Origin of the sequence: Aquincola tertiaricarbonis, from assembly GCF_023573145.1 — a bacterium.
Lineage (GTDB): Bacteria > Pseudomonadota > Gammaproteobacteria > Burkholderiales > Burkholderiaceae_C > Aquincola > Aquincola tertiaricarbonis_B.
The window spans coordinates 1,583,663-1,596,384 of record NZ_CP097636.1 but is presented as its reverse complement, the minus strand read 5'-3'; the positions used below and the strand labels follow the sequence as shown (position 1 = coordinate 1,596,384).

Genomic DNA, 12,722 nt, shown 5'->3' with positions numbered 1-12,722 from the left:
GAGGCTGTGAACCACGCCCCTTCCAACGGCGCACCCGCCACTACGGATCCCGATGCGGCCGACGGCCTGCCCGCCACCGACCAGCAGTTCGTCACCTTCAGCATCGCCGACCAGATGTTCGCGGTGCCGATGGCCCCGGTGCAGGAAATCATCCGCGTGCCCGACGTGGCCCGCCTGCCGCTGGCGCCCGCCGCGCTGGACGGCCTGGCCAACCTGCGCGGCCGGGTGCTGCCCATCGTCAACCTGCGGCGGGTGCTGCACACCGGCGACCGCGCGCACGACGACGCCACCCGCGCGCTGGTCATCAACCTGGGCCAGCCGCTGGGCTTCGTGGTGGACCGCGTGGCCAGCGTGGTCAACGTCGACCGCGCCGAGATCGAGCAGGCCAGCCAGGTGCAGAGCATCGTGCAGGCCGAGTACCTCAGCGGCGTCATCAACCGCAGCGGCGCCGACGGCCGCCGCCAGCTGATGCCCATCCTGGACTTCCAGCGCCTGGTGGAAGACCAGTTCTCGGCGCTGCAGCGCGCCACCACGGGCAGCCTGGGCGGCGGTGAGCGGGCCTTCCGCGAAGAAGCCGCCGACAAGGCCGCCGAAGGCGCCGACGAGCTGCGCCTGGTCAGTTTCACCGTGGCGGGCCAGGAATACGGCATCGACATCGCCGAGGTGCGCGAGATCGTGCAGGTGCCCGAGCACATCACCGGCGTGCCCAACACCGCCCACCATGTGCTGGGCCTGATCTCGCTGCGCGAGCGGCTGCTGCCGCTGGTGAGCCTGCGCAGCCTGTTCGGCCTGCCCACGCTGGACGCCGACGAGAGCCACCGCATCGTGGTGGTGGCGGTGCCGGGCGGCGGCCAGGTGGGCCTGCTCACCGATGCGGTCAAGGAAGTGCTGACGCTGCAGCACACCGAGGCCGAGCCGGTGCCCGCGGTGCTGGCCGGCAATGCCCGGCTGCAGGAGTTCGAGCGCATCTGCCGCCTGGACGACGGCAAGCGCCTGGTGGCGGTGATCTCGGTCGAGCGGCTGCTGGGCCTGGACGCCATGCGCGAGGCGCTGGACGCCGCCGCGCAAACCCCTTCCCTTTCCACCCCCGAGGAGCCCGGCATGACGCGGGACACCCCCATCGACGACGACACCCAGGTCGTCATCTTCCGCTTGGGCGCCGAAGAATTCGGCGTGCCCATCATGAGCGTGCAGGAGATCGTGCGCGTGCCCGAGGTGCTGACCCGCGTGCCGCACACGCCGCCCTTCGTCGAGGGCGTGATCAACCTGCGCGGCATCGTGCTGCCGGTGATCGACCAGCGCGCGCGGCTGGGCCTGGGCAGCATCGAACGCAACGAAGGCCAGCGCATCATGGTCTTCAACTTCGGCGGCATGCGCACCGGCTTCATCGTCGACTCGGTGGCCGAGGTGCTGCGCATCTGCCGCCAGCACATCGAGCAGGCGCCCGACCTCTCGGCCCAGCAGCGGCGCGTGATCCACCGCGTGGCCAAGCTGGACGGCGGCGCCCGCCTGGTGATGCTGATCGACCCCACCCAGTTGCTGCTGGCCAACGAGGCGCAGGCGGTGACGGCGATGGCCCAGCCCGACGCGGCGGCCGAGCCCCGCCCGCTGCCGCTGGCGGCGTGAACGGAGTGCTGCAGTGCCCAAGGTGTTGGTGGTGGACGATTCGGCGCTGATGCGCCGGCTGGTGTCCAACGTGCTCAGCAGTGCCGGCTACGACGTGGACACCGCGCGCAACGGGGCCGAAGGCATCGAGCGGGTGACCGACTGGCAGCCCGACGTGGTGACGCTGGACGTGAACATGCCCGAGATGGACGGCATCACCGCGCTGAGCCTGATCATGCAGGCGCGGCCGACGCCGGTGATCATGCTCAGCTCGCTCACCGAACAGGGCGCACGCGTCACCTTCGAGGCGCTGGCCCTGGGCGCGGTGGACTACATCCCCAAGCCCGGCGGCACCATCTCGCTGAGCGTGGACGACGTGGCCGACCAGCTGCTGCACAAGGTGCGCGCCGCCAGCCGCGCCAAGCTGCGCTACCGCCCGGTGCCCAACGACGGCCCGCTGCCGGCGGCATCGGCCCGAGCACCGGCCCGCCCGGCGGTGGCGCCGCAGGCCCGGGTGGGCAAGCCCGAGGGGCTGGTGCTCATCGGCGTGTCCACCGGCGGGCCGCGCACGCTGGAAGACATCCTGCCCGCGCTGCCGGCCAGCTTCCCGTGGCCGGTGCTGGTGGCCCAGCACATGCCGGCCAACTTCACCACCGCCTTCGCGCGGCGCATGGACAGCCTGTGCGCGCTGCGCGTGCGCGAATGCAGCCAGCCGCTGCCGCTGGAAGCCGGCCACATCTACATCGCCCAGGGCGGCACCGACATGGTGGTGTCCGAGTACCTGGGCCGGCTCACCGTCAAGCCGCGGGCCGAGACGCCGGGCCATCCCTGGCACCCGTCGGTGGACGTGATGGTGGACAGCGCGCTGCAGCACCTGCCGGCGGCGCAGCTGATCGGCGTGCAGCTCACCGGCATGGGCAACGACGGCGCACGTGCCATGGCCGCGCTCAAGCGCGGCGGCGGCCGCACCATCGCCGAATCGGAACGCAGCGCCGTCGTCTTCGGCATGCCGCAGGAACTCATCGCCGCCGACGGCGCCACCCTGGTGCTCGACAGCCATGCCGTCGCCCGGCAGCTGCTGCTGTGGGCACCGGCCAAGCACTGAACACAGGAAGGCTTGCACGCCATGGGACTGAAAAAGCCGGCCACCCACGAACCGCTGCGCCACGTGGTGCAGCGCGAGTACCCGCGTGACCTCGGCGGCCTGATGGCCCAGCTGCGCGAAGGCGACGTGGACCAGCGCCGCTGGGCCGCGCGCGATCTGGCCGGCCACGCACAGGCCGCGCCGCTGCTGGGCGAGCGGCTGCTGGACGAGCCCAGCCCGCGGGTGCGCGAAGCCATCCTGCACACGCTGGCCGGCATGCCCGGCGACGCCGCGGTGGCCGCGCTGCTGCCGCTGCTGCGCAGCGACGACGCCCAGCTGCGCAATGGCGCCATCGCGGCGCTGGCCACCATGCCCGCGCTGGTGGGCCCGCGCATCGGCGCGCTGCTGCAGGACGAGGACAGCGACGTGCGCATCTTCACCGTCAACATGCTGGCCGAGCTGAAGCACGAGCGCACCGTGCACTGGCTGCTGCAGGTGCTGCAACACGATGCGGCCGTCAACGTGGTGGCCGCCGCCATCGAGGTGCTGGCCGAGGTGGGGGGCCCCGAGCATGCCGACGCGCTGCGCGCCGCCGCCCGGCGATTCAGCGGCGATCCCTTCATCGCCTTTGCCACCGACATGGCGCTGCAACGCGTCGAGGCCCATTGAATGAAAAGCCTGGCCGCCGCCGACAGCCGGCAGATCACCGACGCGGACTTCGCCAAGTTCCGCGACTACTTCTATCGCAAGACCGGCATCCACTTCGACGACAGCAAGCGCTACTTCGTCGACAAGCGGCTGATCGAGCGCATGGCCGCCACCGGGGCCGACGACTTCCGCAGCTACTTCATGGCGCTGCGCTTCGAGCGCGGCAGCGAGGAGTTGCAGCACCTGGTCAACACCATGACCGTCAACGAGACGTACTTCTTCCGCGAGACGTACCAGTTCGACGCCATGGTCAACGGCATGCTGGACGAGATCGCCCGCCGCAAGCGCCCGGGCGGGCGCATCCGCATCTGGAGCATCCCGTCTTCCACCGGCGAGGAGCCCTACTCCATCGCCATCTACCTGCTCGAGCGCTGGAAGCTGATCGACGACTACGAGGTCGAGATCCTCAGCTCCGACATCGACACCCAGGTGCTGCACCAGGCCGAGCGCGGCATCTACTCGCCACGCTCGGTGGCGCAGCTGCCGCCCACGCTGCTGGACAAGTACTTCACCCGCCAGTCCAGCGGCGACTATGCGATCAGCCGTGACCTGGTGCAGGCGGTGGAGTTCTCGCGCGTGAACCTGTCCGACGCCAGCGACACGCGGCGCTTCCGCGAGATCGACCTGATCTTCTGCCGCAACCTGCTGATCTATTTCGACGACGTCTCGCGCCGCGCCGCGGCCGAGGCCATGTTCGATGCGCTCAACCCGGGTGGCTTCGTCTGCCTGGGCCACTCCGAGTCGATGAGCCGCATCACCTCGCTGTTCCAGGTCCGCCGCTTTCCGGCCGCCATGGTCCATCAGAAACCGCTGGAAGGAGGCCAAGCTTGAAGGCCCACATCCTCGTCATCGACGATGCCGCCACGGTGCGGCTGTACCACCGCAAGATGCTCACCGATGCCGGCTGGCAGGTGGACGAGGCCGTCAACGGCATGGAAGCGCTGGAGAAGGCGGCCAACCAGGCGCTGGACACCCCCTACGACCTGTACGTGTGCGACATCAACATGCCGCGCATGGACGGCTACAGCTTCGTGCGCGAGCTGCGCCGCCAGGGCGAGCTGGCCCAGGCGCCGGTGCTGATGGTCAGCACCGAGGCCCAGGCCCATGACGCCAGCGCGGCGCAGGAAGCCGGCGCCAATGCCTACCTGCTCAAGCCCGCCAAGCCCTGCGAGCTGGTGCTGACCGCCGCGCTGCTGCTGGGCGACGTGGCCGCCGCCCGCCGCGCCGCCGCCGCCCACCTGGCCCTGGGAGTGCCCGCATGAACATGAGCGAAGTGCTGGACCAGTTCGTCGCCGAATCGCGCGAGGGCCTGGAGCTGATCGGCCAGCGGCTGCTGGACGTGGAGCGCGACCCCACGGACACCGAGCTGATCAACGACCTGTTCCGCCAGGTGCACACCCTCAAGGGCAACAGCGGCCTGTTCGAGTTCGAGCCACTGGAACGCCTGGCCCATGCCGGCGAAGACGTGCTGGAGCGCATGCGCAGCGGCCTGCTGACCATCACCCCCGCCATCGCCGATGCGCTGCTGGCCGCGATGGACTATGCGGGCGAGCTGCTGGACCACATCGGCGCCCATGGCCGCCTGCCCGATGTGGTGGACGGCCGCGTGCAGCAGCTGGCCGATGCGCTGCGCGCCGAAGCCGGCGCTGCTGCACCGGCCGCCGCCAGGCCAGCGGCGGTGGCCACCGCCGCCGCCACGCCGGCCGCGGCCGAAGCCCACGCACCGGTGCCCGACTGGGCCCTGGCCCTGCCGGCCGAGCTGGCCCGGCCCGGCCGCGTGGCCCTGCGCTACGAGCCCGAGCCGGAATGCTTCTTCAAGGGCGACGACCCGCTGCACACCGTACGCCAGACGCCCGGCCTGCTGCACCTGGAGGTGCATCCGCTGGCACCCTGGCCGCCGGCGGCCGAGTTCGACTGCTACCGCTGCAACCTGGTGCTGCTGCTGGTGAGCGAGGCACCGCGCGCCTACCTGGAAGAGCACTACCGCTACGTGCCCGAGCAGGTGGCCTGGCATGAGTTCCAGGCTACACCGGCGGCCACCTCCGCGCCCATGCCTGTGGCCGGGCCGGTGCCGCAGGACGAAGAAGCCAAGGACGAAGCGCAGGCCCTGATGCTGCGCCGCCTGGGCCAGCTGTGGAACGACCAGCGCGCGCTGCTGCAGCGCAGCGGCGTGGCCGCGGGCACCGTGGCCGCGGTGCGCCAGACCTTCATGAACCTGCTGCAGGCCCTGCCTGGCCAGCAGGCCGCGCAACAGCAGCTGGCCGCGCTGCCGGCCCAGGCCGATGCGCTGCAGGCCTGGGCCCAGCAGCACCAGCCCGCGGGCACCGTGTTCCGCGCTGCCGAGCCGGCGCTCACGGCCGCCGGCCTGCCGCTGGCCGCTGTGCCAGGCCGCCGCGCGGGCGCGCCCACCGCCGCTGAAGAAGCGGGCGCCGGCACACCGCGGCTGCTCAAGGTCAGCCAGGACAAGATCGACCGGCTGATGGACCTGATCGGCGAGATGGTGGTGGCCAAGAACGCCCTGCCCTACCTGGCCACACGGGCCGAGACGGTGTTCCAGCAGCGTGAGCTGGCGCGCGAGATCAAGACCCAGTACTCGGTGATCAACCGCATCGCCGAGGACATGCAGCACGCCATCATGCAGGTGCGGCTGCTGCCGGTGGGCACCATCTTCCAGCGCTTCGTGCGGCTGGTGCGCGACATCTCCAAGCGCCTGGGCAAGGAGGTGGAGCTGGTCATCGAAGGCGGCGACACCGAGGCCGACAAGAACGTCATCGAGTGCCTGGCCGACCCGCTGATCCACATCGTGCGCAACAGCCTGGACCATGGGCTGGAGAAGCCCGAGGCCCGCGTGGCCGCCGGCAAGCCGGCCTGCGGCCTGCTGCGCGTCAGCGCCCGCCAGGACGGCGACCGCGTGCTGATCGAGATCACCGACGACGGCGCCGGCATCGACACCGACAAGGTGCGGGCCAAGGCCGCCGAGCGCGGCCTGATCCCGGCCGACCGCGCCGATGCGCTGAGCGAGCAGGACGCGGTGCAGCTGGTGTTCCTGCCCGGCTTCAGCACCGCGCAGCAGATCAGCGACCTCTCCGGCCGCGGCGTGGGCATGGACGTGGTGCGCTCGGCGGTGGAAGCCATCCACGGCAGCGTGTCGCTCAGCAGCGTGCGCGGCCAGGGCACCACGGTGCGGCTGGCGCTGCCGCTGTCGATGGCGGTGACCAACGTGATGATGATCGAGAGCGCCGGCCGCCGCTTCGGCGTGCCGATGAACCTGATCGTGGAAACGGTGCGGGTGCATGCGGACGACATCCACCGCTTCAAGGACGCGCAGACCGTGGTGCTGCGCGGGCGCATCGTGCCGCTGCGCAACCTCAACGACATGCTGGCGCTGGACGAGGCACCGCGCCTGAACGCCGACCAGGAGCATGCGGTGCTGGTGCTGCGCATCGGCTCCGACACCATCGGCCTGCTGGTGGACGAGTTCCACGGCACCAGCGACATCATCCTGAAGCCGCTGGAAGGCGTGCTGGCCGGCATCACCGGCTTTGCCGGCACCGCCCTGATGGGCGACGGCAGCGTGCTGATGATCCTCAACCCCAAGGAGCTGCTCTGATGGGCATCCGCTACCTGAAGAAGCACGCCGCGCTGGAAGGCCACGTGAGCGTGGAAGACGCCGAGGCCCTGGGCCAATGGCTGCAGGCGCACAAGGCGCCGGCGGTGCACCTGGGCAAGTGCGAACACCTGCATGCGGCGGTGCTGCAGACCCTGATGGCGCTGGCACCCCAGGTGCTGGTGCCACCCCCCGACCCCTGGCTTCGTGCCGCCCTCACAAGGAAGTGACTGTGAAGAAGAGCGTTTTCCTGGTCGACGATTCCGCGACCATGCTGATGAGCCTGAAGAACACGCTGGAGATCAGCGGCTACCAGGTGGACACCGCCAGCGATGGCGAGATGGCGTTGAACAAGCTCAAGGGCGGCCTCAAACCCGACCTGATCATCACCGACATCAACATGCCCAAGCTCGACGGCATCGGGCTGATCCGCGAGGCCCGCAAGCTGGTGCGCTTCACGCCCATCCTGGCACTCACCACCGAGAGCCAGCAGGCCAAGCGCGACGAGGCCAAGAAACACGGTGCCACGGGCTGGTTGGTCAAGCCCGTCGGCGGGGCCGATCTCCTGAAAGTGATCAAGCAGGTGGTGCCGGGAGCTTGAGCCATGCCTGACAGCTCTACCCAACAAGCCCAGACACGCAGGCGCTGGGTCTCCCTCACCCGCACCGCGGCGGGCCTGGGCGCGCTGGCGGTGGCCGGCCTGCTGGGCTGGGTGGTGTGGCCGGAAGTCGTCACACCGCAGGCGCTGGCCGGCCTGGCCTTCGGGGCGCTGGCCGGGCTGTGGCTGGGGCGGCGCACCGCGCCCATCCTCTCAGGCCACCGCCGCCGCACCGTGGCCGTGGTCACGCAGGACATCCACACCTTGCGCCAGGCCTTCAACGTGCTGCGCCAGCAGGTGGAGGTGACCATCCAGACGTCCGAGGCGGCGGTGATGTCGATGGGTGAGCGCATGAACCGCGTGCACCGCGAGACCGAGGAACTGCGCAGCCGCATCATGGAGGCGGTGACACGCTCGCAGCGCTTGTCGGCCGACTCGCTGGGCCAGGCCGGCCAGCATGGCCAGGCGGTGGCCGCGCTGGCCGAGCACCAGGCCCGCTTCGAAGTGAGCCAGCAGGCCTACCGCGAGCGTGTGCGCGCGGTGGCCGAGCGGGTGCGCCAGCTGCTGCCGCTGTCGGCCACCATCGACGAGATCTCGCGCCAGACCAACCTGCTGTCCATCAACGCCAGCGTGGAAGCGGCCCGCGCCGGCCGCGAGGGTGCGGGCTTCAAGGTGGTGGCCACCGAGGTGCGGCGGCTGTCCACCCTCACCAACGAAGCGGCGCGCCAGATCACCCAGGGCATCGCCCGCGCCGCCGCCGCGATCGACGAAGAAATGTCCGCCGCCGACGGCCAGCGCGGCGACAGCAGCACCCACCAGCTGGGCGAGATCGCCCACCACATCCAGACCATGGGCGACACGCTGTCGGAGGTGGTGCCCTACCTGTCGCAGCTGTCCACCGACATGGACAGCGGCATGTCCAGCGTCAACGGCGACATCATCAGCGCGCTGGGCGACATGCAGTTCCAGGACATCAACCGCCAGCTGCTGGAGCAGATCAACACCGCGCTGGGCAGCCTGTCGGACCACTTCGGCCAGATCTATGCGCTGATCGACGGCAAGGCACCGCCACCGCCGGTGCTGCTGGAAGAGCTGCTAGGCCGCTGGACGCAGAGCTATGTGATGAACGCCCAGCGCGTGGCCCACGACCGCGGCACGAAGGGCGAAAGCGGCCCGCCCGAAGCCGCGCAGCCCGCGGTCATGGCCACCGCCGGCGGCCCGCGCATCGAGCTGTTCTGAAGGGGCTGGCCAGCGCCGGCCCGCACTGCTGTTTGCCCCGTCCGGCAGTCAGCCGACGTCGCCAGCTCTTGTTGGCGCCCCGGCAAGCGCTGTTCCCAACGGCTCAAGGGTATGTCGCAGGCAGTTAGGGCAGTGCTGAACAAGCCGCCGCTTTTCTTACCGGTCGGCCATGCGCTGCTGACAACGTGCGGCCATATCGCTGGCAACGGCTTTCGAGCGGCGCCTGACCGCTTGTTTGCGTAGCCAGTGCCTCGATGGCGCCGGCCACGCTGGCCGCAGACGCACTCATGCCACCAGGCGCTTGCGCGCCAGGTAGAGGTTGGCGAGCGCGACCGCCACGAACGCCCTCGTCGCGTTCTTGGCCAGGCCGCGATAACGCACCTTGCTGAAGCCCCACAACCTCTTGGTGACCGCAAAGACATGCTCGACGCGCGAGCGCACTTTGGATTTCAGACGGTTGATGACCTGATCCAGGCCGGCCGTCGCGCTGCCAGGCCGCACGCGCTGATTGGTGCGATCTCGCGCCTGTGGTGCCTTCAAGCGGATCAGTGCCTGCTGCGAGGCGTACGCACTGTCGCCGTACACCTCGTGTTCGGCGCCGTGCAGCAGCTCGGGCAGCGGGTGCTTGTCATGCACGTTCGCAGCCGTCACGACGGCGCTGTGAGCCAAGCCAGTCTCGCTGTCCACTCCGATATGCAGCTTCATGCCAAAGTGCCACTGCTTGCCTTTGTGCGTCTGGTGCATCTCGGGATCGCGCTGGCCCTTGGCATTCTTGGTCGAACTAGGGGCAGCGATGATGGTGGCGTCCACGATGGTGCCGTTGCCTACCTTCATGCCACGGGCCTGCAGCACCTGGCCGACCTCGGCGAACAACGCAGCCCCCAGGCCATTGGCCTCGATCAGGCGCCGAAACTTCAGCAGCGTTGTGGCGTCGGGCACCCGCTCAACGCCCAGGTCGATTCCCACGAAGCGGCGCAGCGCCGTGCTGTCCAACAGGGCGTCTTCGCAGGCCTCGTCGCTCAGGTTGAACCAGTGCTGCACGAAGTACATCCGCAGCATGCGCTGGAGCCCCACGGGCGGGCGACCGTTGCCGGGCTTGGGGTAGTGAGGCTCCACCACGCTGCACAACGCGTCCCATGGCATCACCTGCTCCATCGTCGCCAGGAACTGAACCGCCCCGGGTATCGCGGAGGCCCGTTGGTTTAAGTCAGACGGTCGCGGCCTGACCAGCGCGTTGTCGATGGTAGTTGGCCTCGAACTCGGCCGGCGGGATGTAGCCCATGGGCTCCATCAGTCGATGGTGGTTGAACCAAGCCACCCATTCCAGCGTCGCCAGTTCCACCGCTTGCTTGGTCTTCCAGGGCCCCCTCCGGTGGATGACCTCGGCCTTGTAGAGCCCGTTGATGGTCTCGGCCAGGGCGTTGTCGTAGCTGTCGCCCTTGGACCCCACTGAGGGCTCAATGCCGGCCTCGGCCAAGCGCTCGCTGTAGCGGATGGACAGGTACTGCGACCCGCGGTCCGAGTGGTGCACGAGGCCATCACCTTCGGTCGGCTTGCGGTCGTACAGCGCCTGCTCCAGCGCGTCGAGCACGAACTCGGTGTGCATCGAGCTGCTCTGGCGCCAGCCCACGATGCGCCGGCTGAACACGTCCACCACGAACGCCACATAGACCCAGCCCTGCCAGGTCGACACGTAGGTGAAGTCCGAGACCCACAGCTGGTTGGGCCGCTCGGCACGGAACTGCCGGTTGACCCGGTCCAGCGGGCACGGTGCCTTGAGGTCCGGAACGGTGGTGCGCACGGCCTTGCCTCGGCGCACGCCCTGCAGGCCTTGCTGACGCATCAACCGTTCGACGGTGCAACGGGCCACCGCCACGCCCTCGCGATTGAGCTGGCGCCAGACCTTGTCAGCGCCGTAGACCTGCATGTTGGCCTGCCACACGCGCTGGACCTCAAGCACCAGGCACGCATCCCGCTGTGCGCGACGCGAGCGCAGCGCCGGGTTGCGCTGACGGGATGCATGGCGCCAATAGGCCGACGGGGCGATCTGCAAGACGCGGCAGATCGACTCGACCCCGAACTCCTGGCGATGCCGGTCGACGAAGGCCTTCAGGACTTGAGGCGGCGGTCGAGCTCCGCCTGGGCGAAAAACGCGCTGGCCAGCTTCAGGATCTCGTTGGCCTTGCGCAGCTCTCGTACTTCGCGTTCGAGCTCCTTCACGCGCTCGGCCTCGCTGGTCGTCACGCCTTCTCGCACGCCGGCATCGACCTCGGCGCGCTTGACCCATTCGTTCAGCGTCTGCGGCACGCAGCCAATCTTGGGCGCGATGGACTCGATGGCCGCCCACAGCGACGGGTACTCCCCTCGGTGCTCCTGCACCATCCTCACCGCGCGCTCACGCACCTCGGGTGAGAACTTGTTCGACTTGCTCATGGCTCAATCCTCTCAGAGTGTTGAGCCTCCTCGAATCCCGGGGCGGTTCAAAGCGGTCATTGGCGTGGAGCTGAGCAGCTGCGCGAGGCTTGCGGCCGCTGTGCCCTGTACAGCTGACCTTCACGCCGCCCACGGTTGCCAGGCCCAACGACCGCTTGGTGTCAGTCAGCGTGCGTACGCCCGCCGGCGGCCACCGGCAGCAACCGCTGCATATCGGTCGGTCAGCGCTTGACGCGCGATCCCCGGTTCGGGCCGATGGCCGATCCTCAGGAGCTGGACCAACCGGCGGCCTGCTGTCAGCCCTGTGCGCTCCCCGAGCCGTGCAGCCACCGACCGCCGACGACAGACGTCCGCCAGAGCGACCAACGCCGATAGCGCTGGCCCGACGGCCAGCGTGGAAGGCACCGGGGGTTTCCCTGCCCTGCGTGGACCCCCGTCTGCTGGAAAACCCGACCCGCAACCGCTTGCCAGGCCTGCCTCAGGCCCTCTTGCCCCACCCCACAAGGCCTGCGCGGGTCGTCTTACCGAAAAGGTAAGGAACGCGCACCCAAAAGGCATTGGATCGGGTCGAGTCACTTCGACACACTGCCGTGCAAACAACAGGCAGATCGAGGAGACCTTGACGATGAACGCCAGCCCACCGCGCTTCAAGCGGCTGCTGCTCACCGGCGCCGACGGCCACCTGGGCCGGGTGCTGCGGCCGCGGCTCAAGCGCCAGTGCGAAGTGCTGCGACTCAGCCACCGCAGCGACTTCGGCCCCGCCGGTAGCGGCGAAGAAATCGAGCTGGCCTACCTGGAGAACCCCGACGCGATGCGCCGACTGCTGCGCGACGTGGATGCGGTGGTGCACATGGGCGGCGTGTCCACCGAGCAGCCCTGGTCGCCCATCCTGGCCAGCAACATCGTGGGCGCCTACAACCTGTACGAGGCAGCGCGGCACAACGGCGTGCGCCGCGTGGTGTTCGCCAGCTCCAACCACGTGACGGGTTTCTACACCCAGCGCGAGGTCATCAGCCCGCTGGATCCGCCGCGGCCCGACGGGCTCTACGGCCTGTCCAAGGCCTTCGGCGAGAACCTGGCCCAGCTGTACTTCGACAAGCACGGCATCGAGACCGTGAGCCTGCGCATCGGCTCTTCCTACGAAGCGCCCAAGGACCGCCGCATGCTGGCCACCTGGCTCAGCTTCGACGACCTGGAGCGCCTGGTGGTGGCCGCCCTCACCGCACCGGTGGTGGGCCACACCGTGGTGTATGGCCTGTCGGACAACACCACCGCCTGGTGGGACAACGGCCCGGCACGCCACCTGGGCTACCGGCCGCAGGACAGCTCCGAGCGCTTCCGCGCCGAGCTGGAAGCTCGCCAGCCCCACATCGACCCGACCGACCCGGTGGCCCTGTACCAGGGCGGCAGCTTCGTGCGCACCGGGCCCTTCGAAGACGGCTGAAGCG

At 69.5% G+C, this 12,722-nt stretch carries 12 protein-coding genes, 1 pseudogene and 1 other annotated feature; of the genes and pseudogenes, 10 read left to right on the top strand and 3 right to left on the bottom strand.

Translation table 11 applies throughout. The annotated features are described in order from the left end of the window. Positions 1 to 6 precede the first annotated feature (6 nt). Genes MW290_RS21680 through MW290_RS21640 form a run of 9 tightly spaced genes read left to right on the top strand, consistent with a single transcriptional unit; the run spans position 7 to position 8,841 of the window. Entirely contained in the window at positions 7 to 1,626 is a 1,620-nt protein-coding gene (locus tag MW290_RS21680; RefSeq protein ID WP_250199745.1) for a chemotaxis protein CheW, read from the top strand. A 13-nt stretch (positions 1,627 to 1,639) separates the two neighbouring features. Continuing rightward, the gene (gene cheB / locus MW290_RS21675) at positions 1,640 to 2,710 is read left to right on the top strand and encodes a chemotaxis-specific protein-glutamate methyltransferase CheB (RefSeq protein WP_250199744.1); all 1,071 of its coding nucleotides are present in this window, start codon (positions 1,640 to 1,642) and stop codon (positions 2,708 to 2,710) included. Between the two features lie 21 nt (positions 2,711 to 2,731). Next, on the top strand, positions 2,732 to 3,358 hold the full coding sequence (locus MW290_RS21670) for a HEAT repeat domain-containing protein (protein ID WP_250199743.1): 627 nt from the start codon (positions 2,732 to 2,734) through the stop codon (positions 3,356 to 3,358). Further along, complete coding sequence (locus MW290_RS21665; protein ID WP_250199742.1) at positions 3,359 to 4,228, top strand: CheR family methyltransferase; 870 nt, start codon at positions 3,359 to 3,361, stop codon at positions 4,226 to 4,228. It abuts the gene before it with no gap. Further along, the gene (locus MW290_RS21660) at positions 4,225 to 4,659 is read left to right on the top strand and encodes a response regulator (RefSeq protein ID WP_250199741.1); all 435 of its coding nucleotides are present in this window, start codon (positions 4,225 to 4,227) and stop codon (positions 4,657 to 4,659) included. Before MW290_RS21665 ends, MW290_RS21660 begins: the two co-directional genes overlap by 4 nt. Then, entirely contained in the window at positions 4,656 to 7,007 is a 2,352-nt protein-coding gene (locus MW290_RS21655) for a chemotaxis protein CheA (RefSeq protein ID WP_250199740.1), read from the top strand. The genes MW290_RS21660 and MW290_RS21655 overlap by 4 nt, the downstream gene beginning before the upstream one ends. Continuing rightward, positions 7,007 to 7,234: a hypothetical protein gene (locus tag MW290_RS21650; RefSeq protein ID WP_250199739.1), complete on the top strand. Its 228-nt coding sequence runs from the start codon at positions 7,007 to 7,009 to the stop codon at positions 7,232 to 7,234. The genes MW290_RS21655 and MW290_RS21650 overlap by 1 nt, the downstream gene beginning before the upstream one ends. A gap of 2 nt (positions 7,235 to 7,236) precedes the next feature. Next, on the top strand, positions 7,237 to 7,605 hold the full coding sequence (locus MW290_RS21645; protein WP_250199738.1) for a response regulator: 369 nt from the start codon (positions 7,237 to 7,239) through the stop codon (positions 7,603 to 7,605). 3 nt (positions 7,606 to 7,608) lie between these two features. Further along, positions 7,609 to 8,841: a methyl-accepting chemotaxis protein gene (locus MW290_RS21640; protein ID WP_250199737.1), complete on the top strand. Its 1,233-nt coding sequence runs from the start codon at positions 7,609 to 7,611 to the stop codon at positions 8,839 to 8,841. A 285-nt stretch (positions 8,842 to 9,126) separates the two neighbouring features. Here the strand turns inward: MW290_RS21640 and MW290_RS21635 are convergent, their stop codons facing one another. The 3 genes and pseudogenes from MW290_RS21635 to MW290_RS21625 all read right to left on the bottom strand — a co-directional run. Next, positions 9,127 to 10,026, bottom strand: coding sequence for an IS5 family transposase (locus MW290_RS21635; protein WP_510532251.1), 900 nt, complete (start codon positions 10,024 to 10,026; stop codon positions 9,127 to 9,129). Positions 10,027 to 10,048: 22 nt separating this feature from the next. Next, the gene (locus tag MW290_RS21630; RefSeq protein ID WP_250199736.1) at positions 10,049 to 11,128 is read right to left on the bottom strand and encodes an IS3 family transposase; all 1,080 of its coding nucleotides are present in this window, start codon (positions 11,126 to 11,128) and stop codon (positions 10,049 to 10,051) included. After that, positions 10,880 to 10,996: a sequence feature (AL1L pseudoknot), on the bottom strand. (Overlaps the previous gene by 117 nt.) After that, positions 11,077 to 11,223 (bottom strand): annotated as a pseudogene (locus MW290_RS21625) (IS3 family transposase); the annotation flags it as partial. The gene MW290_RS21630 and the pseudogene MW290_RS21625, both read right to left, overlap by 52 nt. A gap of 676 nt (positions 11,224 to 11,899) precedes the next feature. Between MW290_RS21625 and MW290_RS21620 the strand changes: the two are divergent. Further along, positions 11,900 to 12,718: an NAD-dependent epimerase/dehydratase family protein gene (locus MW290_RS21620; protein ID WP_250199735.1), complete on the top strand. Its 819-nt coding sequence runs from the start codon at positions 11,900 to 11,902 to the stop codon at positions 12,716 to 12,718. The last annotated feature ends 4 nt before the right edge of the window (positions 12,719 to 12,722 follow it).

Excerpts from the sequence above, each read along its gene's own strand:
- MW290_RS21620 (WP_250199735.1), top strand. The coding sequence starts at position 11,900 with ATGAACGCCAGCCCACCGCGCTTCAAGCGGCTGCTGCTCACCGGCGCC.
- MW290_RS21665 (WP_250199742.1), top strand. The coding sequence starts at position 3,359 with ATGAAAAGCCTGGCCGCCGCCGACAGCCGGCAGATCACCGACGCGGAC.
- MW290_RS21630 (WP_250199736.1), bottom strand. The coding sequence starts at position 11,128 with ATGGGTCAAGCGCGCCGAGGTCGATGCCGGCGTGCGAGAAGGCGTGAC.
- MW290_RS21670 (WP_250199743.1), top strand. The coding sequence starts at position 2,732 with ATGGGACTGAAAAAGCCGGCCACCCACGAACCGCTGCGCCACGTGGTG.
- MW290_RS21640 (WP_250199737.1), top strand. The coding sequence starts at position 7,609 with ATGCCTGACAGCTCTACCCAACAAGCCCAGACACGCAGGCGCTGGGTC.
- MW290_RS21655 (WP_250199740.1), top strand. The coding sequence starts at position 4,656 with ATGAACATGAGCGAAGTGCTGGACCAGTTCGTCGCCGAATCGCGCGAG.
- MW290_RS21650 (WP_250199739.1), top strand. The coding sequence starts at position 7,007 with ATGGGCATCCGCTACCTGAAGAAGCACGCCGCGCTGGAAGGCCACGTG.